Origin of the sequence: Pseudomonas akapageensis (assembly GCF_011355085.1) — a bacterium.
GTDB classification, from domain to species: domain Bacteria; phylum Pseudomonadota; class Gammaproteobacteria; order Pseudomonadales; family Pseudomonadaceae; genus Aquipseudomonas; species Aquipseudomonas akapageensis.
Genome location: NZ_VXCP01000029.1, coordinates 1 through 25,392, shown reverse-complemented (window position 1 = coordinate 25,392; position 25,392 = coordinate 1). Strand labels below are relative to the sequence as shown.

Here is a 25,392-nt window from a genome sequence, read left to right as displayed (position 1 = left end):
AGGGATGGGAGCGCCTGCCAGAGTGGCCTGCCGCAAGAGGCAGGCCACACCGGGTGCCGGGTTCACGCCAGATTGATTTCGACGTCAATATTGCCGCGAGTCGCCTTGGAGTAGGGGCAGGTCTGGTGTGCGGTATCGACCAGGGCTCGTGCGACAGCAGGATCCAGCCCGGGGAGGCTGACATTCAGGCGCGCCCGCAGGAAGTAGGCATTGTCGGTGGTGCCCAGGTCTATTTCGGTATCGACGGCCAGGTTGGTGGGGAGGGTCACTTGCAATTTGGCAGCCGCCTTTCCGATCGCGCCGATGAAACAGGCCGACCAACCCGCCGCCAGCAGCTGTTCGGGGTTGGTGCCAGTGCCGGTGGAGCCTGGCGGGGAAAGCTTGATGTCCAGGCGTCCATCGGAGCTGCGCGACTGGCCGTCGCGGCCGCCGGTGGTGTGGGTCTTGCCGGTGTAAAGCACTTTGTCGATGGTGTTGATCATGATTGGCTCCTGAAGGGGTGGGACTTGCCACCATTGAAAGCGTTGAGTCATCGGGTCATGGCAGCAGCCCGATGTGTTCAGCTTTTCATGTCCATGTAGGAGGGATGTGTCGTGATCGGGCACTTATGTAAGGCTGTGTAAGATCTTCGCAAGCCACTACAGACCGATACAAATCAACAAGCAGCCCAGGCGCCAGAAACAAGACAGCGCCGCCGACATTCATCGACGACGCTGCGCGCAGGTTTTAGTGGCCGGCGCTCTGACCGCCATCGACGTGCAGGATCTCACCGGTGACAAAACCGGCGGAGTCCAGATAGACGACCGCCTGGGCAATGTCGCTCATCTCGCCCATGTGCCCGACCGGGTGCAGGCGCCCCAGCGCTTCATGGGTTTCTGCGCCGTGCATCGGCGACTTGATGATGCCGGGGGAAACCGCGTTCACACGGATGCCGCGCTTGGCGTACTCGATGGCCAGGGATCGGGTCGCGGCATTGAGGCCACCCTTGGTCAACGATGCCAGTACCGACGGCACCCCGTCGATGGCGTGGTCCACCAGGCTGGTGGTGATGCTGACGACGTGACCGCTGCCCTGTTTTTCCATCTCGGTGATCGCGAGTTGGGTGATGTAGAAGAAGCCATTGAGGTTCACCGACAGCACCGCGGCGTAATCTTCGGGGGTGTAGGCGGTGAACGGCTTGGCGACGAAGATCCCGGCATTGTTGACCAGGGTGTCGATGCGGCCGAAACGCGCCAGGGTTTCACGGATGACAGCCTGGGCGGTCTCCGGATCGCCAATGTCGCCTGCCACGGTGAGAATGTCCGGATCGGTGGACGCCTGGATCGAACGCGAAGTGGCGACTACCCGGTAGTCCAGATCACGGAAGGCCTTGACCACAGCGGCGCCGATACCCTGGGATGCACCGGTGACGACAACGACTTTTTTCGAATTGCTCATGATGAACCTCTGACAGTGACCTTCCCTCGACATGATGGGTAGGTGTTGGAGCTCAATTTAGGCCGATGCCAGGGAGGGATAAAGGTGGGGCGAGGAACATCATTAGTGATGTGATGTAATGAATGTGCAGGCAGACCATGGGCCGGCGGGGCTGGTGTTCCTGACTCATAAACTGAATACTGACGAGCAAATTGTTCGCGATTGGAGAATGACGTGGATCTGGTCCAGCTGGAAATTTTCAAAGCCGTGGCCGAGCACGGCAGCATCAGTGTGGCGGCGCAGCATATTCATCGCGTGCCCTCGAACCTGACGACGCGGATCAAACAGCTGGAACTGGATCTCGGGGTGGATCTGTTTATCCGGGAGAAGAGTCGCCTGCGCCTGTCGCCGGCGGGCTGGAGTTTTCTGGAATATGCTCGGCGTATCCTCGACCTGGTGCAGGAAGCCCGGGCGACCGTGGCCGGCGACGAGCCCCAGGGCTCGTTTCCGCTGGGTTCGCTGGAGAGCACGGCGGCGGTGCGTATTCCCGAACTGTTGGCCGCCTACAACCAGAAGTACAACAAGGTCGAGCTGGATCTTTCCACCGGACCTTCCGGGACCATGATCGACGGGGTGCTGGCCGGTCGGCTGGTCGCGGCCTTTGTCGATGGGCCGGTGCTGCACCCGGCATTGGAAGGCGTGCCGGTGTTCGAGGAAGAAATGGTGGTCATCGCACCGCTCCATCATGCCCCCATCGGCCGCGCCCGGGATGTCAACGGCGAAAGCATCTATGCCTTCCGCGCCAATTGTTCCTATCGGCACCACTTCGAAAGCTGGTTCACCCGGGATGCCGCGGTGCCGGGCAAGATTTTCGAAATGGAGTCCTATCACGGCATGCTGGCCTGTGTCAGCGCCGGCGCCGGCCTGGCGCTGATGCCCCGCAGCATGCTCGAAAGCATGCCGGGTTGCGCCACGGTGAGTGTCTGGCCTTTGTCGGAATCCTTTCGCTACCTGCGAACCTGGCTGGTGTGGCGCCGGGGCACGGTGTCGCAAAGCCTGACCATGTTCGTGCGCCTGCTGGAAGAGCGTGGCGTGGTGCGGCAGGAGGTTTGAACATCGGGCTCGATTGATCGGGGGTTTTGTATCCCTGTGTATACGAGCCCGGCGCCCCGGGGATTGGCTTACAAACAGGCTTCGTTGACGATACATCCCGGATACACGGTTAAGGCCAAATGGCCTCACCCAAGCGAGACAGCCCCACGCTCCTCGCTTCAGGGCTCAATCGCCCAAGTGGCAATAACCTGGCGGCCTGGCCGCACACAGTATCCGGAGAAACACCATGTCCCGTATTCAGTTCCCGAACAAGACCCGCCTTGGCCTGCTCGCCGTTGCCCTGGTGGGCGGCATGAACATGGCCTCGTCCACCTTTGCCATGGAGGCGCTGCCCCAGGGCTACCAACTCGCCTCGGCGGACAAGGCCGCGGAAGGCAAGTGTGGCGAAGGCAAGTGTGGTGCCAGCGAAGCCGGCGCCAAGGCGACCCAGGCCGAAGGCAAGTGCGGTGAAGGCAAGTGTGGCGACGCCTCTTTCGCCCGCACCGACGCCGACCATGACGGCCGCGTTTCGCTCAAGGAACTGCTGACCGTGGCCCCGAAGGGTGGTGAGGAATTCAAGGCAATGGACACCAACAGCGACGGCTATCTGTCCGAGGCCGAGGTCTACAAGTTCCGCACCAACCAGTACATCTCCAACGGCAAGAAAGTGCCCACCGAGTTGTTCACCCGCATGAGCCAGGCAAAGGGCTGATACCCGTGCGTTGTGCCACCCTCCCTGCGCTTGCCAGCAGGGAGGGATTTACGACTGGTCATGCTTCGGTTGTAGTCACAACGGAGTAGAATTCCAGTAATCAGTGCGTTCTGGAAAGGGTCATGAGGCGTGTGGTGTTCAACCAGAAGGGGGGCGTTGGTAAATCCAGCATCGCTTGCAATCTGGCGGCCATCAGTGCGTTCGAAGGATACCGCACATTACTGATCGATCTGGATGTACAAGCAAACGCTACGCGTTACGTGACGGGTCTGGGCGGAGAAGATGCGCCACTCGGTATTGCCGACTTCTTCAAGCAAACGCTTTTCCCAAGCCCCGCCTCAAAGAACGTTCAAGCCCATATCCACGAGACGCAGTTCAACAACCTCCATCTGATTGCGGCATCGTCGGAACTGGGTGAGCTGCAATCGAAGCTCGAGACTCGATTCAAGATTCACAAGCTGAGCAAGCTGCTCGACAGCCTCGATGAAGACTTTGAGCGGATCTACATCGATACCCCTCCAGGCCTGAACTTCTACAGCGTCTCGGCATTGATTGCAGCCGACCGCTGCTTGATTCCCTTCGATTGCGACAGTTTTTCCCGTCAGGCGATCTACGGTGTGCTTCGAGAAATCGAGGAAATCAAGGCGGATCATAACGAGCGGCTTGAAGTTGAGGGCATCGTCGTCAACCAATACCAGGTTCGCAATGCGCTGCCGCAACGTCTGCTCGATGAATTGATTGCCGAGAAGATGCCGATATTGCCGGTGTATCTGATGAGCTCAGTGAAAATGCGCGAGTCTCACCAGGCATGCAAGCCGTTGATCCATCTGGAACCACAACACAAGCTGTGCCGGCAGTTCGTGGCACTGTTCGACTTGCTGGAAGAACGTCCGTGACTTCACAGACAAGCAGGGCGCTTTTGTCTCACTATGTATCCAGACCCGGCACCCCGGGGACTGGCTTACAAATGCACTTCGTTGCCGATACATCCCGGATACACGGTTAAGGCCAAATAGCCTCACCCAAGCGAGACAGCCCCACGCTCCTCGCTTCAGGGCTCAATCGCCCAAGTGGCAATAACCTGGCGGCCTGGCCGCACACAGTATCCGGAGAAACACCATGTCCCGTATTCAGTTCCCGAACAAGACCCGCCTTGGCCTGCTCGCCGTTGCCCTGGTGGGCGGCATGAACATGGCCTCGTCCACCTTTGCCATGGAGGCGCTGCCTCAGGGCTACCAACTCGCCTCGGCGGACAAGGCCGCGGAAGGCAAGTGTGGCGAAGGCAAGTGCGGTGCCAGCGAAGCCGGCGCCAAGGCGACCCAGGCCGAAGGCAAGTGCGGTGAAGGCAAGTGTGGCGACGCCTCCTTCGCCCGCACCGATACCGACGACGACGGCCGCGTATCGCTCAAGGAACTCCTGACCGTGGCCCCTAAGGGTGGTGAGGAATTCAAGGCGATGGACACCAACAGCGACGGCTACCTGTCCGAGGCCGAGGTCTACAAGTTCCGCACCAACCAGTACATCTCCAACGGCAAGAAAGTACCCACCGAGCTGTTCACTCGCATGAGCCAGGCAAAGGGCTGATACGCGTGCGTTGTGCCACCCTCCCTGCGTTTGCCTGCGGGGAGGGTTTTTTTGATCTTTCGGTCAGCGCCGAACCCAATGAAATGGTCAGGGTTGGTCAGGTAGTTTCACATTAACCTCACACCCAGCGGCTGGCTGCGACCCTGTCACTGTCCCGGGCATCGACCCAGCGCGGTCCGGCGTTGGTGTCTTCGCGCTTCCAGAAGGGCGCGTGGGTCTTGAGAAAGTCCATGATGAACGCACAGGCATCGAACGCAGCCTGGCGGTGCTGGCTGGCGACGCCGACGAACACGATAGGGTCAGCGATGGCCAGACGACCAATGCGGTGAACGATATCGACCGCCTGCAGGGGCCAGAGGTCGTTGGCCTTGTCGACGATGGTTTGCAAGGACTTTTCGGTCATGCCGGGATAATGCTCGAGAAACAGGCTGTCGACTTTCCGGGCGTTGTTGATATCGCGCACATAACCGACGAAATTGACCACCGCGCCCACCTGGGGATTATTGGCATGCAGGCTCCGGGTCAGTTGGCCGATGTCGAATACCTCGCGCTGTATGCGAATCCCCATGGTTCAGCCTCCGGTGACCGGAGGAAAGAAGGCGATCTCGTCGAAGTTTTCGACCGGTCGGTCCAGGCGGCACAACTCCTGATTCAAGGCACACATCAGGTTGCTCTCGCCCAGGACGTCCTGCCAGACCCCACCACGGGCCATGAGCAATTGACGCACATCTTCGATGCTCTTGAGCGATGGCGTCAGCGCTAGCTTTTCGCCGCCCAGGTTCAGCTGTTCGCGGTAGCGGGCGAAGTAGTTGATCAGGATCATGGCGTGTCCTCCAGTTGAAAGTGCCCCGAGCGGCCGCCTTGTTTACTGAGCAGGCGAATCTCGCCGATGACCATGCCGCGGTCTACCGCCTTGCATATGTCGTAGATCGTCAGCGCAGCCACACTGGCAGCTGTCAGCGCTTCCAGTTCGACACCGGTCTGGCCGTTGAGGCGACAGGTGCTCACGATCTTCACGCTATCGGGCTCACAAACCTTGAGTTCGAGTTCCACCGAGCTGAGTTGCAGGGCGTGGCAGAGCGGTATCAATTCATGGGTTTTTTTCGCGGCCATAATGCCGGCGATGCGCGCAACGGCGAACACATCGCCTTTCGGATGCCCGTTGGCCTGAATCAGCTGCAAGGTCTGCGGCCGCATGCGCACCCAGGCCTGGGCCTGGGCCTCGCGCCGGGTGAATGCCTTGTCGCTGACATCGACCATGTGCGCACGGCCTTGGCAGTCGAGGTGGGTCAGGCTGTCAGATGGGGTATCCAAGGTTTCGGTCATGTTGAGTTCCTGCGCTCACGAGAGCGGCGATGTCGTAGAAGTATCAAGCCGGGCTGTAGATGCGTGGCGCGTTTCGGTGGGGCACGTGAATCAGGTTGAGGCGGTGTCTGTTTGCCCACTGCACGGTCAACGCGGTGGGGGCCGACAAGCTGACCAGGGTGCCGATCCTGGCCCGCACCGCCTTGTGAATCAGCTCCAGGCTGCAGCGGCTGGTGACCACCGTGAAACCCTCGCGGGCCTCGACCTGGTCGCGCTGCATGGCGCCGATCAATTTATCCAGGGCGTTGTGGCGACCGATGTCTTCCCGGCACAAGAGCGCCGAACCCCGGGAGTCGAAGTGCAGCGCCGCATGCAAGGCGCCACTGCTGCGCGCCATTTGCTGGGCCTGCTCGATGCGTTCGCGAATACCGCTGAAGTGCTCCGGTGGCGGCAGGGGTGAGGGGTCGAGAATGCCCAGTTGCGGCAGCGCCTGCTCCAGCGCTTCTACTCCGCACAGGCCGCAACCGCTGGTACCGGCCATTTGCCGGCGATGATCTTTCAACGCCCAGAACGCGCGGCTGGAAATCTGCACGTCCGCCTGACAGGCCTGGTCGAAGTGCGACAGGCGGATATCGTAGATTTCGTGTTGACCTTCGACGATAGCGTTACTGACGCTGAACCCCCGGATGAAATCCTCGATGTTGCCGGGCGAAACCATCATCACGGCCTGGCTCAGCCCGTTGTAGGTAATGGCCAGGGCGACCTCGGCCGCCAGTGCAGCCTGGCCGACAGATCCGCTCGCGTCGTATTCTCGATAATTGACGATCGACGGTTTTGGCGCAGGCGCATTGGCGTCGCTGTGTTCATGTTGCTGTTCGACCTGGCAGCCCATGGCGAATCTCTCGAAGTTCAGAGTTGGCCTCAGGCTACGGGCAACGGATTATTGCGTCCAATCGCTTGTTCCGATGCGGTGATTGACGCGATCGATCAGTGTGCCTGGCACAATCGTTAGTTGGGGCGCAACTTATGCGCCCGTAATATCGAAATGGCCGCGCTAATATCATTCAAATGATCTAGTGGTGATACCCCTCGCCAATTTTGACCTTGCCTCTGAATACGTAATAGCTCCAGGCGGTATAAACAAGAATAAAGGGCAGAATGAAGAGTGCGCCGATCAGTGAGAACAATTGGCTTGCCACGGGAGAGGCTGCTTGCCATATGGAGACAGAGGGCGGAATGATATTCGGCCAGATACTGATGCCGAGACCGCTATAGCCAAGAAAAATGACTACCAGCGTCAGCAGGAAGGGCGATGCTGTTGCACGGTGTGCCAGCGTAATCAATGTGGCAAAGAAACAGAACAGCAAAAGTAGCGGTACGGGCAGGAAATAAAACAGGTTTGGGATGGTGAACCAGCGTTGCGCAATTTCCGGGTGTGCAAGCGGGGTCCAGAGACTCACCACGGCTAAGGCACCGAGCAGAATCCAGATGAAATAAGACGAAAAGCGGTACATCTCATTTTGCAACGCGCCTTCTGTTTTCATGATCAGCCAGGTGCTGCCCAACTGCGCATAGGCAACCAACAGCGCACAACCGCAAAACAGCGGGAAAGGCCGTAACCAATCCAGGCCGCCACCGGCATACGCGTTGTCAACGACCGGTATGCCGTCCAGGAAAGCGCCGAGCGCTACCCCTTGTGCGAATGTCGCAACGATCGAACCGCCAATAAAGGCCTTGTCCCAGAAGTGTCTGTTGCGATCGCTCGCCTTGAATCGAAACTCGAATGCCACGCCGCGGAAAATCAGGCCCAGGAGCATGAACATGAGTGGCAAATACAGGGCGCTGAGAATGACGGAGTAGGCCAGGGGGAATGCGCCAAAGAGTCCGGCACCGCCCAATACCAGCCAGGTTTCGTTGCCATCCCATACAGGGGCAACCGTATTCATCATCACATCGCGCTCTTCCTTGTCCTTGATGGCGAGAAAGAGTATTCCGACGCCCAGGTCGAAACCGTCCATGATGACGTACATCATGATGCCGAAGATAATGATCAACGCCCAGATCAGCGTGATGTCGACGCCCATGGCAGTCGCTCCTCAGGTTCGAAACTGCATCAGCAAAATCAGTTGTCGTCGGCGGCCGACATTGGCCGGGCGGGTGTTCGCGACTGGCCCGCGCCACCTTCGATCGGGTGCTCACCTTCATGGGGTTGCGGGCCTTTGCGCACCAGTTTGAGCATATACGCGATGCCTGTGCCGAAAAGTGCAAAGTAGATGAGGACGAAGAGGACGAGGCTGATACTGATCTGAGTAACGGACACCGGTGATACGGCATCCGCCGTGCGCATGATTCCGTAGACCACCCAGGGTTGGCGGCCCACTTCCGTGGTGACCCAGCCTGCGAGCAATGCGATGAGGCCGGCCGGGCCCATGCAGAGCATGAAGGTGAGGAACGCCCGTGAGGTATAGAGCTGTTTGCTGCGACGCAACCAGAGGCTCCACAACCCTCCCAGGATCATCAGCATCCCCATGCCGACCATCAACCTGAAGGTCCAGAAAATCACTGTCGAGTTGGGGCGATCCTCGGGAGGAAATGATTTCAGTGCTGGAATCTGGCGATCGAGGCTATGGGTCAGGATGAGACTGCCCAGGACCGGGACCTCAATCGCAAAGCGGGTTTTTTCCGCCTTCATATCTGGCCAGCCGGCCAGGATAAGCGCAGAGGGCTCACCGGGAAAGTTCTCCCAGTGACCTTCGATGGCTGCTATTTTCGCGGGTTGGTGTTCGAGTGTATTAAGACCATGTGCATCCCCGACCACAGCCTGGATGGGTGCCACGACCAGTGCCATCCAGGTGGCCATCGACAGCATGGTGCGCGCCGCTTGACTGTCCTTTCCACGCAACAGGTGCCATGCCCCTGACGCCCCCACGAAGAAGGCGGTGGCCAGGAACGCAGCGATTGCCATGTGCGCGAGCCTGAAGGGGAAGGAGGGGTTGAAGATAACAGCCAGCCAGTCGACGGGTACGGCACGTCCATCGATGATGCTGAAGCCTTGCGGGGTGTGCATCCAACTGTTGGACGCGAGGATCCAGAATGTCGAAATCAGCGTGCCCAGCGACACCGTCGCCGTTGCAAAGAAATGCAGCCCACGGCCAACACGTTCCCAACCGAAGAGCATCACGCCGAGAAAGCCGGCTTCGAGAAAAAACGCCGTAAGCACTTCGTAGGTCAACAGTGGGCCGGTAATACCACCGGCGAAGTAGGAGAAACGGCTCCAGTTCGTTCCGAACTCGTAGGCCATGACCAGGCCCGAGACCACACCCATGCCGAAATTCAGGGCAAAGATCTTTACCCAGAAAGAATAAAGATCTTGATATACGTCTCTTCCGGTTTTAAGCCACAAACCTTCCAGCACTGTAAGGAAACTAGCCAGGCCGATCGTTATTGCTGGAAAAATAATGTGGAAGCCAACGGTGAATGCAAATTGAAGGCGCGCCAGATCAATTGCGGTCGAGCTGTATGGGTCCATGCTTTTTCTGCCTCACAGGTAGGGGCAAATTCGCCAGCAATGCGAATAAATAGCAACTACGTCAGCTCGTTCATTGGCTGCCCGTTGCCTTGACACGTGGGTGCATGCCGCTAAGATTTTAGATCACGGTCGAAAAGTTTGAATAAACTATTTCAGTTGAGTCAACGGGTTTAATCCCCAGTCCGCTATCCAATCCTCGGTTATAAGTCTGTGTTTTTGCTGTGAGGTTGTGACATTTACCGCTCTGGCGAGAATGGTAGATCGTTACGTAATGCCGCTATAGAGGCAGATGATAAGCAACCCGCGACTCTGACGTGCAATTACACCTGCAAGGTATGAGTCGTATGAGGAGCGATCATGGCGAATCGACGCAAGGTACCAGGCGTTCGTGATTACGACGGCCCTGCCGGGGGCTGGGGCGCACTCAAGGCTACCGCAACGGCTGTTCGCGAGCAGATGGACGCCTTGAAGGCGCCTGTCACGCTGCTCAGGACCAATCAGCCGGAGGGGTTCGATTGTCCGGGCTGCGCATGGCCTGACAAGGAGAGCAGGTCTACCTTCCAGTTCTGTGAGAATGGTGCAAAAGCGGTCACCTGGGAGGCGACCAACAAGCGGGTTACCCCGGAATTCTTTGCCAATCATCCCGTCTCGACCTTGCTCCACCGTAGCGACTACGAGTTGGAGGACCTCGGGCGTCTGACCCATCCCCTTGTTTATGATCGTGCAACCGATACCTACCAGCCTATCGAGTGGGAAGCGGCATTTGCGAGGATCGGCGAAATACTCCGTGGACTGCAGCCTGACCAGGTGGAGTTCTATACCTCCGGGAGGGCGTCCAACGAAGCGGCCTATCTTTACCAGTTGTTCGCCAGGGAATATGGCACCAACAATTTTCCTGATTGTTCGAACATGTGCCATGAGCCGACCAGTGTCGGGCTGCCTCGATCGATTGGCATCGGCAAAGGGACGGTTTCACTGGAAGACTTCGATGTCTGTGAACTCATCATTTCCATTGGCCACAACCCGGGCACCAATCACCCGCGCATGATGGGAACGCTGCACGAGGCGTCGCGGCGCAAGGTCCCGATCATGGTGTTCAACCCACTTCGCGAGCGGGCGCTCGAGCGTTTTGCCGACCCGCAAAGCATGATTGAAATGGCAACTTATGGGTCCACCCGGATTGCCTCCACCTACTTGCAAGTCAAGGCAGGGGGGGATGCGGCGGCGATCAAGGGGGTCATGAAGGCGTTGCTGGAGTTGGACAAAACGGTGGGGCAAGCCCTCGACTATGAGTTCCTCGCCAAGCACACCATAGGCTTCGACGCGCTGAAGGCAGATCTGGACGCAACGCAATGGCCTGATATAGAACACGCCAGTGGGCTTCATCAGGTCGAAATGGAGAAAGTGGCTGCAGCCTACGCAAAGTCCAATGCCACCATCGTCACCTACGGCATGGGCATCACACAACATAATGAAGGCACTGCCAACGTCCGACTGATTTGTGACTTGCTCATGTTGCGGGGCAACTTTGGCAAGCCAGGAGCCGGTATTTGCCCGTTGCGTGGCCATTCGAATGTCCAGGGCAATAGAACTGTCGGCATCACCGAGAAGCCATCCAGCAGTTTTCTGGGCAAGATCGAGGACGTGTTGGGCTTCAAGCCGCCAGCGGCCCACGGCCACGATTCGGTGCAAGCGATGCAGGCAATGATCGCCGGTACCTCCAAGGCACTGATTTGCCTGGGGGGCAATTTTGCGGTTGCCTTGCCTGACCCGGGTCTGTGCTTCCCGGCAATGGGCAAACTGGACCTGAGTGTACATATTGGTACCAAACTCAATCGCACACACTTGCTGGTCGCGAAGGAGACCTTTCTGTTCCCTTGTCTGGGGCGTACTGAACTCGACGTGCAAGGCGGGGTGCGCCAGTCGATCACCGTCGAGGACTCCATGTCGATGGTTCACGCCTCGGCCGGCAAGCTGACACCCGCTTCCGAGTTTCTACGTTCGGAACCTGCGATCGTGGCGGGGATGGCCAATGCCACCTTGCCTGATAGCAAGGTGCCGTGGCTGGAGCTCGTGGCCGACTATGACAAGATTCGCGATCTGATCGAGAAAACGGTGCCTGGCTTCGAGGCGTACAATGAGCGCATCCGTGTTCCGGGAGGGTTCCGCATGCCGCTTCCGCCTACCGAGCGCATATGGACCACCCCTTCAGGGAAGGCCGAGTTCTTTGTCTTCCCTGGCTTGCATGAAGACAAGGTGGTCGACGGTGCGGATGTCCTGCGGCTGATCACCCTGCGCAGCCATGACCAGTACAACACGACCATCTATGCATTGGATGATCGCTATCGCGGCGTGTTTGGTCGGCGAGACGTGTTGTTCATGAACCAGGCGGACCTGGATTCACGTGGCCTGGCCCATGGCGACCTGGTGGATATCGAGACGGTCACCCAGGGGCGCAAGATGCGCTACGAGAAACTGACCGCTATCGAGTACAAGATATCCCCGGGTTCGGTGGGGGCTTATTATCCCGAGGCGAATCAATTGGTGCCGCTGGACTATATCGATGTCGATAGTGGGACACCTTCCTACAAGTCGGTTCCCGTTCGTGTGATGCGTTCGGAGTTGAATTGAATCTGGTCCTGCCAGTTTCCTCGTTCCCACGCTCTGCGTGGGAATGCCTCCGGCGACGCTCCGCGATGCGCCCGGGGATCGACGCTGGAGCGTCTGGCATGGCATTCCCACGCAGAGCGTGGGAACGAGGAACGAACGAGGAACGAGGAGTACTCACAACAATGGCTAACGACATTCCAGATCCCCAACCCGTCTGTAATCCCATTACCAGCAGCGCGATTTTCATCGTTGCAACACTCACAGCCGGTGCTGAACCTGCCGAAAGAGTACGGGCCTGGTGCGCAGACATCGCGGCGCTTGTGCGATCGGTCGGCCAGCGTGTCCCCTCGGGTAATCTGTCGTGCGTCTGTGGCTTTGGTTCCAGTGCCTGGGACACCCTGTATGGCAGCCCACGTCCAGCTTCATTGCATGGGTTTCGCGAGTTCGGTACAGAGGGGCGTCGCGCGGTTGCAACGCCAGGTGACATCCTGCTGCACATTCGTGCAGAGCACATGGACCTCTGTTTCGAATTGGCGACACGGTTACTCGCATCGCTGGGCGATGCGGTCTCGGTGGTCGATGAGGTCCAGGGGTTCCGTTATTTCGACATGCGCAGCCTCATCGGCTTTGTCGATGGCACGGAAAACCCTGTCGGCCACCGGGCGGTCGATTTCACGATAATCGGTGATGAAGACCCGTCGTTCAGCGGTGGCAGTTATGTGCTGGTGCAGAAGTACCTGCACAACATGAGCGCGTGGAACGCATTGTCCGTCGAGGCCCAGGAACGCATTATCGGGCGCACGAAACTGTCCGATATCGAACTCGATGAAACCGTTAAACCGAGCTGTTCCCATAGTACTTTGACCACCATCACCCAGGATGGGCAGGAAGTGAAAATCCTGCGCGACAACATGCCGTTCGGCCGGCCAGGCGCAGGCGAGTTCGGCACCTACTTCATCGGCTATGCGCGTTCGCCTGTCCCCATTGAACTAATGCTCGAGAACATGTTTGTCGGCAAGCCGCCGGGCAACTATGACCGCTTGCTCGATTTCAGCACGGCGGTCACCGGCGGCCTGTTCTTCGTTCCTTCAGCGGATCTGCTGGAAGCTATTGCCGATCGCCGGCCTTAAAACAGCGCCAATGCAGCGCCGACGCTTGTTTGGCTAGTGAGAACAAAGTCAACGGGCTGGAGGGGTGGCGGCAGGTCAGTGCGACCCAATGAGCAGTTCCGGGGTGTTGAAATTACTCAGGCGCGGGTCGTCCGAAGCGCACGTCAATGCCCTCGGGTCACGTTTCAACAGTGCGCGTAACAGGCTTCGCTCTCCCTCATCCCAGTCTTGCTGCAGGCCCGGCAACAACGCCTTGGGAATCAGGCTGAACATAGGTTGCCATTGCCCGGCCTGCTGCACCATCAACGCTGAATCCGTTGCAGGGCGCGCCGCGAACAGGGCCCTGATCAACGCTTCGTCTATTTTCGGTGCGTCGCAGGCGAGGACCAGTAGCCACGGATGCTGCGCAACAGCCAGTCCAGCCAGCACCCCCGCCAGAGGCCCCGGGAAATCCTTCTGAGAGTCCTCAACCAATTGATCGGCATAGGCCTGATAACTGTTCTGATTACGGTTGCAGGAGATGATCACGTCATCGGTAAAGGGGCGAACGACAGCCTGTACATGCGCGATGAGCGGCTTCCCTTTCCAGGGCAGCAGCCCTTTATCACATCCCCCCATGCGCACCCCGCGCCCCCCGGCAAGTAGTAGCACTGAACAGGGTACGGATGAAGCGGCGGGAGAGCAGGTAAGTGTCATGATTGAAAACACGGATAGTTGGATGTCCAGACGATCTCACCCTTCGTATTTTCAGTCCAATCAGAAGTATTTAACGATCGATCGATTGGTTCTATCACTGCTGGTCAATATTTTAAGTCGTGGACTAATCACTTTTAACAACTGATTGATCAATTGGATCTATCAAGGGGAACATCAGGTTGTTCGATCGGTGTTTAATTCATAAATGCATGTTTTGTAACGAAAAAATATTGATAGATCATTTCGATGATGTGGTCATTATTTGCGATTAGACAGACTCGTCACGCGCAGAATAGTCTTGGCTCGCAGTCCTGAAGCAGCATCCATGAAGTGAACAAGTACGAATGTTCTGCCACCAGGCTCAATTAACACTGCCTTTTATACACGCGACAAAACAGTCATTAACAATGGCTTGGCATTAGACCGCAGCCTAGTGCAGCGTCCTGGAGAAGTCTTATGAGCGAAGTTGAACGTTACAAACCGTACAAGGGAGCCGCCGCTGGCTGGGGCGCGCTCATTGCAGTGACCAGAAACTGGTTGGGCAGCGAAAACGCTTTCAAGAACATTCGTACCATGCTCAAGACCAACCAGAACGGTGGCTTCGATTGCCCGGGTTGCGCATGGGGCGAGTCGCCGGAAAATGGCATGGTCAAGTTCTGCGAGAACGGCGCCAAAGCGGTCAACTGGGAAGCCACCGGCCGTCTGGTCAACCCTGCCTTCTTCAACAAATACACCGTGTCGGCACTGGCGGCGCAAAGCGACTACTGGCTCGAATACCAGGGGCGCCTGACTCACCCCATGCGCTATGACGCCGCCCTTGATCGCTACGTGGAAACCAGCTGGGACGATGCCTTTGCCCTGATCGCCAAACACCTGAAGGGGCTGGACTCGCCGGACCAGGCCGAGTTCTACACCTCAGGAAGGGCAAGCAACGAAGCCGCCTACCTCTATCAGCTGTTCGTACGCGCCTACGGCACCAACAATTTCCCGGACTGCTCGAACATGTGCCATGAAGCGAGCGGCGTGGGCATGGGTGAAGCCCTCGGCGTGGGCAAAGGCACGGTGGTCTTCCATGACCTGGAAGAAGCCGACGCCATCTTCGTCATCGGCCAGAATCCCGGCACCAATCATCCGCGCATGCTTGAGCCATTGCGCGAAGCGGTGAAGCGGGGCGCCCAGGTGATCTGTTTCAACCCGCTCAAAGAGCGTGGCCTGGAACGCTTCCAGCATCCGCAACATCCGCTGGAAATGCTCACCAACGGTTCCGAACCCACCTCGTCGGCGTACTTTCGTCCGGCCCTGGGCGGTGACATGGCAGCCATGCGCGGCATCGCCAAGTTTCTGTTGCAGTGGGAGCGGGAAGCGCTCGCGAACAACGGCGAGGCGGTGTTCGACCGCGCCTTCATCGCCGAGCACACCTCGGGCCTGGATGCCTACCTGGCAGAAGTCGACGCCACGACCTGGGAGCACATCGTCGAACAGTCCGGCCTGACCCTGGCGGATATCGAGCTTGCCGCCCGCATGTACCGCAAAGCCAAGCGGGTCGTCATGTGCTGGGCGATGGGCCTGACCCAGCACACCCACTCGGTGCCGACCATCCAGGAAGTCATCAACGTGCAGTTGCTGCGCGGCAATGTCGGTCGCCCCGGCGCGGGGCTGTCACCGGTGCGCGGGCACAGTAACGTGCAGGGCGACCGCACCATGGGCATCAACGAACTGGCACCCACCGAGTTGCTCGACGCGCTGGAAGCACGCTTTGCCTTCAAGGTGCCACGCAAACACGGCCATAACACGGTGATGGCGATCGCCGCGATGGAAGAGGGGCGCTCGAAGGTATTCATCGGCCTGGGCGGCAACTTCGCCCAAGCGACTCCCGACAGCCCGCGGACCCATGACGCACTGCGCAACTGTGACCTCACGGTGCACATCTCCACCAAGCTCAATCGCAGCCATATGGTCACCGGTCGTGAGGCCTTGATCCTGCCGTGCCTGGGTCGCACCGATATCGACATGCAGGCCCTGGGCCCGCAAGGCGTTACGGTGGAAGACACCTTCAGCATGGTGCACATTTCCCACGGCCAACTGAAACCCAAGTCGCCGTTGCTGCGTTCGGAGCCTGCGATCATTGCCGGGATTGCCAACGCGACCTTGGGCGCACACCCCATTGACTGGCTCTGGGTGATCGAAGACTACAGCCGAATCCGCAACCTGATTGCCGACACCATTCCCGGCTTCGAGGATTTCAATAAAAAACTCCTGCACCCCGGTGGCTTTCACCTGGGTAACGACGCTGCCGAACGCAACTGGAAAACCGCCACTGGCAAGGCACAGTTCACCCCCAGCGTATTGCCGGAGTACCTGGTCAGTGAAGGCGTGCGCAACCTGGACGTGAAACCGGATCTGATCCTGCAAACCATGCGTTCCCACGACCAGTACAACACCACCCTGTACGGGCTGGATGATCGTTATCGCGGCGTCTACGGCATGCGCGACGTGGTGTTCGTCAACGAGCAGGACATTCGCGAACTGGGCTACGAGCCGGGGCAAAAGGTCGACATGGTCTCCCTGTGGGGGGATGGCCGCGAGCGTCGTGTGACCGGCTTTACCTTGATCGCCTATGACATTCCGCGTGGCCAGGCCGCCGCCTACTACCCGGAAACCAACCCGCTGGTGCCGCTGGAAAGCTATGGCGATCGCACGTTCACGCCGACTTCGAAGTTCGTCGCCATTCGCCTCGAACAGGCCAGGACCAGCAACCTGATCCAATCCACCGGCGCTTGAGTCTGGCCGGGGCGGTGTGATCGTCGCCCCAACCTTGCCGCATCACTGAAATCTGTTCGCTGCGAGCCGAAAGGCTCACGGCGGCCGGGCTTTGCATGCATACGCATCGAGCCACTATGAGGGTATCGTCATGTTAAATCTGGAGGCGCTCGACCTGGCACGCATTCAATTCGCGTTCACGGTCTCGTTCCACATCCTGTTTCCCGCCATCACCATCGGGCTGGCCAGTTTCCTGGCTGTGCTCGAGGGGCTTTGGCTGAAAAGCAACAACTCGGTGTACAAGGACCTTTATCACTTCTGGTCGAAAATCTTTGCGGTCAACTTCGGCATGGGGGTGGTCTCCGGGCTGGTCATGGCGTACGAGTTCGGTACCAACTGGAGCCGATTCTCCGACTTCGCCGGGAGCATTACCGGGCCGTTGCTCACTTATGAGGTGTTGACGGCCTTTTTCCTCGAGGCGGGCTTTCTCGGGGTGATGTTGTTCGGCTGGAACCGGGTAGGGCGTGGGCTGCACTTCTTTTCCACGGTCATGGTCGCCATCGGCACATTGATCTCGACCTTCTGGATTCTGTCTTCCAACAGCTGGATGCAGACGCCACAGGGCTTCTCCATTGTGGATGGCCGAATTGTGCCGATGGACTGGCTGGCCATCGTGTTCAACCCGTCGTTCCCGTTCCGACTGGCGCACATGGCGATCGCCGCCTTTGTGTCGACGGCGTTCTTTGTCGGGGCTTCCGCCGCCTGGCACCTGCTGCGCAGGAATGACACACCGCAAGTACGCAAGATGCTGTCGATGGCATTGTGGATGGCCTTGATCGTCGCGCCGATCCAGGCCGTGGTCGGTGATGCCCATGGTCTGAATACCCTGGAACATCAGCCGGCGAAAATTGCCGCCATTGAAGGCCACTGGGAAAACGTCGGCAATGAGCCAACGCCGCTGGTGCTGTTCGGCATCCCCGACATGCAGGCCGAGAAGACAGGGTATGCGATAGAAGTGCCTTACCTGGGCAGTCTGATCCTGACTCACAGCCTGGATAAGCAGATCCCCGCGCTCAAGAGTTTCCCGAAAGAGGACCGGCCGAACGCGACCATCATTTTCTTCAGCTTTCGGATCATGGCCGGGCTTGGGATGTTGATGATCCTCACCGGGTTGCTGGGTCTTGCCTTGCGTCGCAGTGGTGCGCTGTACCGCAATCGCCTGTTCCTGCGCCTGGTGTTGCTCATGGGCCCCACCGGACTCATCGCCATGTTGGCAGGCTGGATCACCACGGAAGTGGGCCGTCAGCCGTGGGTCGTGTACGGACTGCAGCGAACCGCCGATGCGGCTTCCAATCACAGTGCCGTGCAACTGAGCATTTCGCTGGCGTTGTTTGTATTGATCTACTTCTCGGTGTTCGCCGTGGGCATCGGATACATGATGAAACTGGTACGCAAGGGTCCTCAGCCCCATCACGAGCATCCGCCGCATGGCGGTCCCGGCCAGGAGCGCACGGCACGCCGTCCCCTGTCCGCCGTCGCCGAGACGTTCGCGTCCGTCGAACACGTCAACTGAACAAGGGGGATCGATCATGGGTATTCAAGGCATAGATCTGTCGTTGATCTGGGGCGTCATCATCGCCTTCGGGGTGATGATGTACGTCATCATGGACGGGTTCGATCTGGGGTTGGGCATCCTGTTCCCGCTCATCCCGGATGCGCAGGAGCGCGATGTGATGATGAACACCGTAGCGCCTGTCTGGGACGGTAACGAAACCTGGCTGATACTCGGTGGCGCGGCACTCTACGGTGCGTTTCCCCTGGCTTATTCGGTGATTCTGGAGGCGTTGTACCTGCCTCTGATTTTCATGCTGGCGGGGTTGATATTTCGCGGCGTGGCGTTCGAGTTTCGCTTCAAGGCCAGCCCTGAAAGACGCCATATCTGGGATAAGGCCTTCATCGGCGGCTCACTGCTGGCAACCTTCAGCCAAGGCATAGCGATTGGTACTTACATCGTTGGCATTCCAGTGGTCAATCGCGTGTTTGTGGGCGGTGCCTTTGACTGGCTGTCACCTTTTCCATTGTTCTGTGGTGTGGGGTTGGTCGTCGCCTACGCGCTGCTGGGCAGTACCTGGTTGCTGGTCAAGACCGAAGGCATGCTTGAATCGCGCATGCGTCACTACACCCGGCCGCTGGCGTTCGTACTGATGGCAATTGTCGCTGTGCTCTGTGTGTGGACACCGCTGTTACATCCCGAGATTGCGACTCGCTGGTTCACCCATGCGCATACCGTGGTGTTTGGCGGGTTGGTGATCCTGGGTGTGCTGGCGCTGGTCGGACTGCTGAAAACATTGCGCCAGTACCACTCCCACTGGCCATTCGTGTTCACCCTGGCGCTGGTATTTCTGGGTTACATGGGCCTTGCATTCAGTATCTGGCCGAACATCGTACCGCCCTCGATCAGCTTGTGGGAGGCCGCATCGCCGCTGTCCAGCCAGTTGTTCATCTTGATCGGCACCTTGTTCATCCTGCCAATCATTCTGACGTACACCTGCTGGAGTTATTACGTGTTCCGCGGAAAAGTGAGGATTGGTGATGGTTACCATTGATCGCGCAAACACCCAAAGCACTGAACAACCCGTTCCCTTTTACAAGCAAGTTGCTGAGTCAAGTCTCATGTTTCCAGGCGGATTGATCATGCTGGCATCCGCCACCGGGCTGATGATGGAGGTTCTACATGGAACGCTCTGAAGTATCGGTTACACAAAGCGAATCCGCCCCCTGGTATCGACGGGTTCTCTGGTTGATAGCTATCTGGTTCGGCAGTGTTGTTGCATTGGGTGTCGTCGCCAGCTTTTTCCGGCTGATGATGCATATGGCCGGTATGACCACTCATTGATGCTGATTTCAAGATGTGAATGCCCGGCGCCTCGTTTGGCGCCGGGACTTTAACAGGGTGCTATTGATGAGAAAGGCAGAGTATCGAGCAGGTAAAGGGCTTCAGTTGCACCGGCACACCCTGTTTGATTTGTGTCCGGAGTTATTGAAGCTTGATGACGCTCAAGGCGATAAGCTGTTTCGCGATTTCATACGGCATTTCAACTACCGTGGCCGGGTGTTTGACTGGACGCAGCATCTCAAGCTGTACCGTTGGCTGGAGCAGTCCGCCTACGCAGAAGCGCTGGAGGATGAACATCTAGAGGCGGTCATGGCCGCAGCCGTTTCGCTATGGTGCGAAAAGGACAGGAGCAATTACCGGGGGGTGGCGCTTGTACATCGCAACAGTTCCACGATGATGCTGGGTTGGAAAGCTGTCGGTAGTCCAGCCCGTTCGGGCCTCGAAGTTCTGCCAAGTGAGTTTGAGCTGTCTTTGTCCAGTGATTTCGCGTTCTGTCGTGTGTCCAGCCGTGGTTATCCATTGCCGCAGAACTTCAAGGCGCTCAACTAATCAGATCTTTCCTAGTTCCCACGCTCTGCGTGGGAATGCCTCCGGCGATGCTCCACGACACGCCCTTCAGGTCGACGCTGGAGCGTCTGGCACGGCATTCCCACGCGGAGCGTGGGAACGAGGAACAGGCCCTGCGTCAAACCGCCATTATGTGCCCGACATCGATTCCTGTAGGAGCTGGCTTGCCAGCGATCGGCCGCGCAGCGGCCGCAATGACTGGCTACCCAATTCTATGGTCTCGACCCTCGCTCCAAACCCTCCACCTCAGCCCCATCCAACACCGCATCAATCAACCCCTTGGCCATCTCGACCGCATGCAACGTCGACCACAGCAACCCCTGCTTCTCCCCGTCACCCCCAACATCGCAAGCAGCAAAGGCTGAAGCGAACGCGCCCTTAAGCAAGAGTGACGCATGCACCAGGGCATCTTCAGCCGGAATGCCCGCGCACACGGCGAACAAGGGCGCATGCCCGGCATCGCAGGCGCCGAACACAGTCAGGGCGGTTTTGTGAAGTGTGCCGGTGGGGCAGGCGAGAGACTCGTCGGAATCGGCAGGTGGATCGGGAACGATCTTGATCATTTCATGCAGCTCCTGAAGTAAGGGAACTGCCACCGGCCTTCCTACGGGCTTGGGGTGGCAGCCATACGCGGGGTAGGAACCGGGACTCCAGGCACCCGGCCATGTCGAAGCATGCCCGCGCACAGCCGCCATAACTCGACGTGCTGACATAAAAAAACGCCATCACACGAGAAGGTGGGCGCTTGCGCGCCTGAAGATCTTCGGGTTCCTACGCCCGATCGCTGAATTTGCAGCGACTGGAGGAGGGTAGTGTGATGGTGTAGATCGAGCCAATAAGGCGGTACCGATCTGGTGCGTAGGATATTTCCCGGCTTTAAAGAGAGGAAGCAGTTTTGCTTGTTGCCACACGCCGCCATTTGTCACTGGATACTTCAGTCTGGTTCGCCGAGCAAGGGTGACGATTCGGCAATCCCGCTCTGGATGTGAGTTTACCTTTCGACATGTTTTTACGTCTGCCAACTGTATATAAATACAGTAAAAGGGTGGTCTGACTGACAAGAATGCAGGAGTACATTTGTGCTCTTTGGGTTTCGGCTGATCATTCTTTTGCAAGCAACTGAAAATAGTTGCACCATAGGGTCTCAAATGTCCAGGAAAGGAAAACTGCTTGCCAAGTTGCTGAACAAGCAGGCCGGGTTTACCTGGTCGGAGCTGGTTACGCTGATGAGTGGACTTGGATACCGCCAGATCGAAGGCGACGGGAGCCGAGTAAAGTTCGACAACGGCAACCCGCAGGCGATGATCAGCCTGCACAAGCCGCATCCCGGTAATGAGCTGAAGGCCTACGTCAAACGCCAAGTGATCGAGCAATTGCAGGCAGGAGGGTTGATCCGATGAGAAATATGTTGCAGCACCGTGGCTATTACGGCTCCATCGACGCCAGCCCAGAGGACAACTGCCTGTTCGGCAAGCTTCAGTTCATTCGCGCCTTGATCAGCTATGAAGGTGAAACCGTTGCCGATTTGGCCCAGGCGTTCCGCGAGGCAGTCGACGACTACCTGAACACCTGTGAGTCACTTGGGCAGGAGGCGGAGGTGCCTTGCAAAGGCTCGTTCAATGTGCGGGTGGGGCATGCCCTGCACCTGGCCGCCAGCGTTGCCGCTACCCGGCAAAGCATTTCCCTCAATGACCTGACCCGCAAGGCGCTGAGTGAGTACCTTGAGCACCACGCATAACACTGAAGCCAAAGCCCGGAACGCTCTGCGCAGATCCGTCTTCAGCTCCTTATAAAAAGTAGGAGCAGCTTTTCAGCAGAGGAGGGTGACCGCCCAGTCTGTCGAAAAGTATGTCTGCTCCTACGAAAACTGTTTTGTGGGGCGTCCAGCGCATCGGCGTCGAACGATTTCACGATTTTGAACAGACTTGGCCCAGGAAACACCACCCTTATTGGGGTGGGTCCCAGCCTGGCGGCAGCGGGGGCGCGCACCACGGTCTTTGTTCTCGTTCCCACGCTCTGCGTGGGAATGCCGTGCCAGACGCTCCGCGTCGACCTGCGTGACCGCGACGCAGAGCGTCTCTGGATGCATTCCCACGCGGAGCGTGGGAAAGAGGAACTCGGTCATTGGTTTTACAGGCTGCCGACCAACTGCCCACCATCCACAGCGAGTACCGCACCACTCATGTAGGCGCCTGCTTCGCTGGCAAGCAGAAGGAAGGGGCCTTCCAGCTCTTGCAATTGACCCAGGCGACGCATCGGTACCGCTTCGCGGATGTAGGCCTGGCCTTTCTCGCTGTCGAAGAAGTCGTCATTCATTTCCGTCTTGAAGTAGCCGGGAGCGATGGCGTTGACGCGGATGTGATAGCGCGCCAGCTCCAGCGCCAGCGACTTGCTCAGCTGGACCACGCCGGCCTTGGCTGCGCAGTAGTGGCTATAGCCGGTGCCGACGCGCAGGCCAAGCATCGAAGCGATATTGACGATGCTGCCGGGTTTTCCGGCGTTGGCCAGGCGTTGCGCGGCGACCTGGGCAACACGCCAGACGCCGTCGAGGTTGGTCGAGAACATTTGCCGCCAGGCTTCTTCGCTGATTTTCAGCGCCCCTTGACCATTGCCCACGCCGGCATTGTTGAGCACCACGTCGACCACGCCGAAGGCCGCTTCGGCGGCATCGAAGGCCGCCTCGACGCTGGCGCGATCGGTGACGTCCAACTTCACTGCCAGGGCCTGGCCGCCTTCGTCCTGGATCGCTGCGGCCACCTGGTCGAGGCGCTCCAGGCGCCGCGCCGCCAGCACCACGCGGGCACCAGCGCGCGCCGCCACCTGGGCCAGGTGCGCACCGATGCCGCTGGAGGCGCCGGTGACCAGCACGATCTTGCCGGCCAGGGAAAATGCATTCAGAACGCTCATTGGAATACCTCGCAGTGGTTGTTGGCTACTTTTTATGTGTTTTGTCCTGTGGTGACCAGTGGCCCGTCGCTTGCCGCCGATCTGCCGGGCGCAGGCACCAGGGCCCGGCAGGACTGAAACTCAAAACCCCCCGGGGCATGGCCACTCGTGTAGAGGGGGACGAAGGGGGCGGCCCCCCTCCAATAGAGGGGGCAGGCTGTGCCGCCGCAGCCCGCACTATCGCCCAGGTTCTGAATCTGTGCGGAGTTTGGCCTGTCGTGCTCTGCTAAAATGGAGCGCACGCCCGGCCCATGCGCCCCAGCGCTGTTTTCATCAATGTCACGGCCTGTCTGGGCCTCTCACAGGCGGCAGGGAACCGGAGATTCGGTTTGGAAATACACACGGACAAACTGCTTGTATCGACCAAATTCGCTCCGCCGCGAATCGGCACGCTATCGATTCCCCGCAGCCAATTGATCGAGCAACTGCAGCGCATGGAGCACTGCACCGTCGGTCTGGTCATTGGCAGCCCGGGCTTTGGCAAGACCACCTTGCTGGTGCAATGGCGCCAGACGATGATGCGCGCCGGCGCCGAGGTGGCCTGGCTGTCGCTCAGTGCCGATGACAAACATCTTTCGACCTTTTTCGCCTACTTGAGGGGAGCGCTCAATCGGCTGGGTGTCACGATCGACACCGGCACGCCCCTTGAAGGTGCCAGCAACGAATCATCTCATCCACGAATTGACCAGTGGCTGGCCTGCCAGTTTGCAGTTGATCGTGATCCTGCTGCGCAGCAACCCCGGTGCCCGGGAGAGCCTGCGCGAACTGGGCTGGCGCTCGGACGACCTGCAAAGCTACCTGGCCGAGGATGTCATGGCGCATCTGCCCCAGGAACTGGTGGACTTCATGGAAGCCATAAAATCCGTCGCGGTGTCATTGAGGAGCGCTATGTCGATCGGGCCGAGGCCTGGTGCAGCAGCGGTCAGAAAGTGATTTTCGAGTAACGCGGTTCATGGGCACGTCGCTCTGGCGACGTGCGTAATCCTTGAGTCGGGCCAATTTTTTTCAGGTGTATTTTCTCATGTCAAAGCCTGTCGCCAATTCACGCGATGATTACCGGTATTTTCGTCCGATTCAGACGCGCTGGATGGACAATGATGTCTATGGTCATGTCAATAACGTCAATTACTACAGTTACTTCGATACGGTTGTGAATGGCTTTCTGTTGAGCGAGGGGGTGCTCGATTACGAGCGTGGTGAGACTATCGGGCTGGTGGTTGAGACTCAGTGCAATTATTTTGCTTCGATTGCATTTCCTGATGTGATCGATGCGGGGGTACGGGTGACTCGGTTGGGTGGGTCCAGTGTGCGGTATGAAGTGGGTCTGTTCCGGGAGGGGGAGACGCTGGCGGCGGCGCAGGGGCATTTTGTGCATGTGTATGTGGGGCGTGAGTCGCGGCGTCCCGTTGCGATGTCGCAGGCGCTGCGTTCGGCGCTTGAGCGGTTGGTGGTTAATGTTTGATGTTTGATGTTTGATGTTTGATGTTTGATGTTTGATGTTTGATTTTGTGGGCATATCCGTTTTGGGTGGTGTTGCTGCTGGCGGTTCCGCCCTTACGGCGGGTCACTTTTGGCAAACGCCCCAAAAGTAACCAAAAGGTCTCGCCCTGCCGTTGGCCCTTCGCTGCGCTACGGGTCCCCTCCCTCCGGCGCTGTTACGCAGGCTCGCGGCCCAGGGTTGCTGCGCAACCCTACAGCTCGCGACCTCGGCTGCGCCGAGGGGTGCTGCGCACCGCCTGCTTCACAGCGCCTCCGGTCGGCCTGCCGGAAAGGGCGGGTGGATCAAGATCAAAAGCAAGATCAAAAGCCAAAGCCAAAGCAGTTCGTGCGGCCCACGCTAACGTAGCCGCTGCCGCAGGCTGCGCTGGAGTCCCGCAGGGGCTCCCCGGCGGTCTTGAGATTCTGCGCCCGCTTCGCGCGCGAGCGCAGCCATGTGGCAGCGGCTACAGGGTCCAGCTTTTGATCTTGCTTTTGCTTTTGCTTTTGCTTTTGATCTTCCGCCCCTTTCCAGCAGGCCGAGCGGAGGTGTCACGGAGGGGGGAGCGCGCAGCGCCCGAGGCGTAGCCGAGGTTGCGAGCTGTAGGGTTGCGCAGCAACCCTGGGCCGCAATCCCCCGCAGTGACACCGGAGGGAGGGAACCCGGAGCGCAGCGTAGGGCCCATGGAGGGGC

General features: G+C 58.7%; 26 protein-coding genes. 15 read left to right on the top strand and 11 right to left on the bottom strand.

Features of this window, described 5'->3' with window-relative positions; all coding sequences use genetic code 11:
• Positions 1-62 precede the first annotated feature (62 nt).
• Entirely contained in the window at positions 63-482 is a 420-nt protein-coding gene (locus F2S13_RS19115; RefSeq protein ID WP_166363625.1) for an organic hydroperoxide resistance protein, read from the bottom strand.
• Between the two features lie 244 nt (positions 483-726).
• Positions 727-1,437 carry an SDR family NAD(P)-dependent oxidoreductase gene (locus tag F2S13_RS19110; RefSeq protein WP_166363623.1) on the bottom strand — a complete coding sequence of 237 codons (711 nt, stop codon included), beginning with the start codon at positions 1,435-1,437 and terminating at the stop codon, positions 727-729.
• A 213-nt stretch (positions 1,438-1,650) separates the two neighbouring features.
• On the opposite strand from F2S13_RS19110, the gene ptrR reads away from it, so the two are divergent.
• The 4 genes from ptrR to F2S13_RS19090 all read left to right on the top strand — a co-directional run bounded on the left by ptrR (position 1,651) and on the right by F2S13_RS19090 (position 4,804).
• Positions 1,651-2,529 carry a putrescine utilization regulator PtrR gene (gene ptrR, locus F2S13_RS19105; RefSeq protein ID WP_166363621.1) on the top strand — a complete coding sequence of 293 codons (879 nt, stop codon included), beginning with the start codon at positions 1,651-1,653 and terminating at the stop codon, positions 2,527-2,529.
• A 226-nt stretch (positions 2,530-2,755) separates the two neighbouring features.
• Positions 2,756-3,220: an HvfA family oxazolone/thioamide-modified RiPP metallophore gene (locus F2S13_RS19100; protein ID WP_166363619.1), complete on the top strand. Its 465-nt coding sequence runs from the start codon at positions 2,756-2,758 to the stop codon at positions 3,218-3,220.
• 122 nt (positions 3,221-3,342) lie between these two features.
• Positions 3,343-4,116, top strand: a complete 774-nt coding sequence (locus tag F2S13_RS19095; RefSeq protein WP_166363617.1) for a ParA family protein — start codon at positions 3,343-3,345, stop codon at positions 4,114-4,116.
• A gap of 223 nt (positions 4,117-4,339) precedes the next feature.
• Positions 4,340-4,804 carry an HvfA family oxazolone/thioamide-modified RiPP metallophore gene (locus F2S13_RS19090; RefSeq protein ID WP_166363615.1) on the top strand — a complete coding sequence of 155 codons (465 nt, stop codon included), beginning with the start codon at positions 4,340-4,342 and terminating at the stop codon, positions 4,802-4,804.
• Between the two features lie 118 nt (positions 4,805-4,922).
• Here the strand turns inward: F2S13_RS19090 and moaE are convergent, their stop codons facing one another.
• The 6 genes from moaE to F2S13_RS19060 form a co-directional block, all read right to left on the bottom strand.
• The gene (moaE, locus tag F2S13_RS19085) at positions 4,923-5,372 is read right to left on the bottom strand and encodes a molybdopterin synthase catalytic subunit MoaE (protein ID WP_166363613.1); all 450 of its coding nucleotides are present in this window, start codon (positions 5,370-5,372) and stop codon (positions 4,923-4,925) included.
• A 3-nt stretch (positions 5,373-5,375) separates the two neighbouring features.
• Complete coding sequence (locus F2S13_RS19080) at positions 5,376-5,627, bottom strand: MoaD/ThiS family protein (protein ID WP_166363611.1); 252 nt, start codon at positions 5,625-5,627, stop codon at positions 5,376-5,378.
• Positions 5,624-6,130 carry a cyclic pyranopterin monophosphate synthase MoaC gene (gene moaC / locus F2S13_RS19075; protein ID WP_166363609.1) on the bottom strand — a complete coding sequence of 169 codons (507 nt, stop codon included), beginning with the start codon at positions 6,128-6,130 and terminating at the stop codon, positions 5,624-5,626. Before moaC ends, F2S13_RS19080 begins: the two co-directional genes overlap by 4 nt.
• 43 nt (positions 6,131-6,173) lie before the next feature.
• A complete protein-coding gene (gene fdhD, locus F2S13_RS19070) occupies positions 6,174-7,001 on the bottom strand; it encodes a formate dehydrogenase accessory sulfurtransferase FdhD (RefSeq protein WP_166363607.1) in 828 nt (275 codons plus the stop codon).
• A 181-nt stretch (positions 7,002-7,182) separates the two neighbouring features.
• On the bottom strand, positions 7,183-8,193 hold the full coding sequence (gene cydB, locus F2S13_RS19065; protein ID WP_166363605.1) for a cytochrome d ubiquinol oxidase subunit II: 1,011 nt from the start codon (positions 8,191-8,193) through the stop codon (positions 7,183-7,185).
• 38 nt (positions 8,194-8,231) lie between these two features.
• Positions 8,232-9,638 (bottom strand): cytochrome ubiquinol oxidase subunit I, encoded by a 1,407-nt coding sequence (locus tag F2S13_RS19060; protein WP_166363603.1) that lies wholly within the window; start codon positions 9,636-9,638, stop codon positions 8,232-8,234.
• A 357-nt stretch (positions 9,639-9,995) separates the two neighbouring features.
• On the opposite strand from F2S13_RS19060, the gene F2S13_RS19055 reads away from it, so the two are divergent.
• A complete protein-coding gene (locus tag F2S13_RS19055; protein WP_166363601.1) occupies positions 9,996-12,269 on the top strand; it encodes an FdhF/YdeP family oxidoreductase in 2,274 nt (757 codons plus the stop codon).
• A 161-nt stretch (positions 12,270-12,430) separates the two neighbouring features.
• Positions 12,431-13,378, top strand: coding sequence for a Dyp-type peroxidase (locus tag F2S13_RS19050; protein WP_166363599.1), 948 nt, complete (start codon positions 12,431-12,433; stop codon positions 13,376-13,378).
• 75 nt (positions 13,379-13,453) lie between these two features.
• Here the strand turns inward: F2S13_RS19050 and mobA are convergent, their stop codons facing one another.
• Entirely contained in the window at positions 13,454-14,053 is a 600-nt protein-coding gene (mobA, locus tag F2S13_RS19045; protein WP_166363720.1) for a molybdenum cofactor guanylyltransferase MobA, read from the bottom strand.
• 456 nt (positions 14,054-14,509) lie between these two features.
• On the opposite strand from mobA, the gene F2S13_RS19040 reads away from it, so the two are divergent.
• From F2S13_RS19040 to F2S13_RS19020, 5 genes are all read left to right on the top strand, one after another.
• Positions 14,510-16,834, top strand: a complete 2,325-nt coding sequence (locus tag F2S13_RS19040) for an FdhF/YdeP family oxidoreductase (RefSeq protein ID WP_166363597.1) — start codon at positions 14,510-14,512, stop codon at positions 16,832-16,834.
• Between the two features lie 130 nt (positions 16,835-16,964).
• Positions 16,965-18,386 (top strand): cytochrome ubiquinol oxidase subunit I, encoded by a 1,422-nt coding sequence (locus tag F2S13_RS19035; RefSeq protein ID WP_166363595.1) that lies wholly within the window; start codon positions 16,965-16,967, stop codon positions 18,384-18,386.
• A gap of 16 nt (positions 18,387-18,402) precedes the next feature.
• A complete protein-coding gene (cydB, locus tag F2S13_RS19030; RefSeq protein ID WP_166363593.1) occupies positions 18,403-19,419 on the top strand; it encodes a cytochrome d ubiquinol oxidase subunit II in 1,017 nt (338 codons plus the stop codon).
• Positions 19,420-19,547: 128 nt separating this feature from the next.
• Entirely contained in the window at positions 19,548-19,709 is a 162-nt protein-coding gene (locus tag F2S13_RS19025) for a DUF2474 domain-containing protein (RefSeq protein ID WP_166363591.1), read from the top strand.
• Between the two features lie 66 nt (positions 19,710-19,775).
• Entirely contained in the window at positions 19,776-20,258 is a 483-nt protein-coding gene (locus tag F2S13_RS19020) for a putative natural product biosynthesis protein (RefSeq protein ID WP_166363589.1), read from the top strand.
• Between the two features lie 230 nt (positions 20,259-20,488).
• Here the strand turns inward: F2S13_RS19020 and F2S13_RS19015 are convergent, their stop codons facing one another.
• The gene (locus F2S13_RS19015) at positions 20,489-20,839 is read right to left on the bottom strand and encodes a DUF3077 domain-containing protein (protein WP_166363587.1); all 351 of its coding nucleotides are present in this window, start codon (positions 20,837-20,839) and stop codon (positions 20,489-20,491) included.
• A 585-nt stretch (positions 20,840-21,424) separates the two neighbouring features.
• Between F2S13_RS19015 and F2S13_RS19010 the strand changes: the two genes are divergently transcribed.
• The gene (locus F2S13_RS19010; RefSeq protein ID WP_166363718.1) at positions 21,425-21,676 is read left to right on the top strand and encodes a type II toxin-antitoxin system HicA family toxin; all 252 of its coding nucleotides are present in this window, start codon (positions 21,425-21,427) and stop codon (positions 21,674-21,676) included.
• Positions 21,673-22,014, top strand: coding sequence for a type II toxin-antitoxin system HicB family antitoxin (locus F2S13_RS19005; RefSeq protein WP_166363585.1), 342 nt, complete (start codon positions 21,673-21,675; stop codon positions 22,012-22,014). The genes F2S13_RS19010 and F2S13_RS19005 overlap by 4 nt, the downstream gene beginning before the upstream one ends.
• A gap of 392 nt (positions 22,015-22,406) precedes the next feature.
• Here F2S13_RS19005 and F2S13_RS19000 read toward each other — a convergent pair whose 3' ends face one another.
• Positions 22,407-23,183, bottom strand: a complete 777-nt coding sequence (locus F2S13_RS19000) for an SDR family NAD(P)-dependent oxidoreductase (RefSeq protein WP_166363583.1) — start codon at positions 23,181-23,183, stop codon at positions 22,407-22,409.
• Positions 23,184-23,473: 290 nt separating this feature from the next.
• Between F2S13_RS19000 and F2S13_RS18995 the strand changes: the two genes are divergently transcribed.
• Together F2S13_RS18995 and F2S13_RS18990 are read left to right on the top strand one after the other, a co-directional pair.
• On the top strand, positions 23,474-24,166 hold the full coding sequence (locus tag F2S13_RS18995; RefSeq protein WP_246237939.1) for a hypothetical protein: 693 nt from the start codon (positions 23,474-23,476) through the stop codon (positions 24,164-24,166).
• A gap of 77 nt (positions 24,167-24,243) precedes the next feature.
• On the top strand, positions 24,244-24,684 hold the full coding sequence (locus tag F2S13_RS18990; RefSeq protein WP_166363581.1) for an acyl-CoA thioesterase: 441 nt from the start codon (positions 24,244-24,246) through the stop codon (positions 24,682-24,684).
• The last annotated feature ends 708 nt before the right edge of the window (positions 24,685-25,392 follow it).

Bases quoted from the DNA above. Each gene is read 5' to 3' on its own strand.
- F2S13_RS19090 (WP_166363615.1), top strand. From the start codon at position 4,340: ATGTCCCGTATTCAGTTCCCGAACAAGACCCGCCTTGGCCTGCTCGCC.
- F2S13_RS19110 (WP_166363623.1), bottom strand. From the start codon at position 1,437: ATGAGCAATTCGAAAAAAGTCGTTGTCGTCACCGGTGCATCCCAGGGT.
- moaE (WP_166363613.1), bottom strand. From the start codon at position 5,372: ATGGGGATTCGCATACAGCGCGAGGTATTCGACATCGGCCAACTGACC.
- F2S13_RS19100 (WP_166363619.1), top strand. From the start codon at position 2,756: ATGTCCCGTATTCAGTTCCCGAACAAGACCCGCCTTGGCCTGCTCGCC.
- F2S13_RS18995 (WP_246237939.1), top strand. From the start codon at position 23,474: ATGCGCCCCAGCGCTGTTTTCATCAATGTCACGGCCTGTCTGGGCCTC.
- mobA (WP_166363720.1), bottom strand. From the start codon at position 14,053: ATGACACTTACCTGCTCTCCCGCCGCTTCATCCGTACCCTGTTCAGTG.
- F2S13_RS19080 (WP_166363611.1), bottom strand. From the start codon at position 5,627: ATGATCCTGATCAACTACTTCGCCCGCTACCGCGAACAGCTGAACCTG.
- cydB (WP_166363605.1), bottom strand. From the start codon at position 8,193: ATGGGCGTCGACATCACGCTGATCTGGGCGTTGATCATTATCTTCGGC.
- F2S13_RS19115 (WP_166363625.1), bottom strand. From the start codon at position 482: ATGATCAACACCATCGACAAAGTGCTTTACACCGGCAAGACCCACACC.
- F2S13_RS19015 (WP_166363587.1), bottom strand. From the start codon at position 20,839: ATGATCAAGATCGTTCCCGATCCACCTGCCGATTCCGACGAGTCTCTC.
- F2S13_RS19035 (WP_166363595.1), top strand. From the start codon at position 16,965: ATGTTAAATCTGGAGGCGCTCGACCTGGCACGCATTCAATTCGCGTTC.
- F2S13_RS19020 (WP_166363589.1), top strand. From the start codon at position 19,776: ATGAGAAAGGCAGAGTATCGAGCAGGTAAAGGGCTTCAGTTGCACCGG.
- F2S13_RS19095 (WP_166363617.1), top strand. From the start codon at position 3,343: ATGAGGCGTGTGGTGTTCAACCAGAAGGGGGGCGTTGGTAAATCCAGC.
- F2S13_RS19050 (WP_166363599.1), top strand. From the start codon at position 12,431: ATGGCTAACGACATTCCAGATCCCCAACCCGTCTGTAATCCCATTACC.
- F2S13_RS19005 (WP_166363585.1), top strand. From the start codon at position 21,673: ATGAGAAATATGTTGCAGCACCGTGGCTATTACGGCTCCATCGACGCC.
- F2S13_RS19060 (WP_166363603.1), bottom strand. From the start codon at position 9,638: ATGGACCCATACAGCTCGACCGCAATTGATCTGGCGCGCCTTCAATTT.
- F2S13_RS19025 (WP_166363591.1), top strand. From the start codon at position 19,548: ATGGAACGCTCTGAAGTATCGGTTACACAAAGCGAATCCGCCCCCTGG.
- F2S13_RS19000 (WP_166363583.1), bottom strand. From the start codon at position 23,183: ATGAGCGTTCTGAATGCATTTTCCCTGGCCGGCAAGATCGTGCTGGTC.
- moaC (WP_166363609.1), bottom strand. From the start codon at position 6,130: ATGACCGAAACCTTGGATACCCCATCTGACAGCCTGACCCACCTCGAC.
- F2S13_RS18990 (WP_166363581.1), top strand. From the start codon at position 24,244: ATGTCAAAGCCTGTCGCCAATTCACGCGATGATTACCGGTATTTTCGT.
- cydB (WP_166363593.1), top strand. From the start codon at position 18,403: ATGGGTATTCAAGGCATAGATCTGTCGTTGATCTGGGGCGTCATCATC.
- F2S13_RS19055 (WP_166363601.1), top strand. From the start codon at position 9,996: ATGGCGAATCGACGCAAGGTACCAGGCGTTCGTGATTACGACGGCCCT.
- F2S13_RS19010 (WP_166363718.1), top strand. From the start codon at position 21,425: ATGTCCAGGAAAGGAAAACTGCTTGCCAAGTTGCTGAACAAGCAGGCC.
- F2S13_RS19040 (WP_166363597.1), top strand. From the start codon at position 14,510: ATGAGCGAAGTTGAACGTTACAAACCGTACAAGGGAGCCGCCGCTGGC.
- fdhD (WP_166363607.1), bottom strand. From the start codon at position 7,001: ATGGGCTGCCAGGTCGAACAGCAACATGAACACAGCGACGCCAATGCG.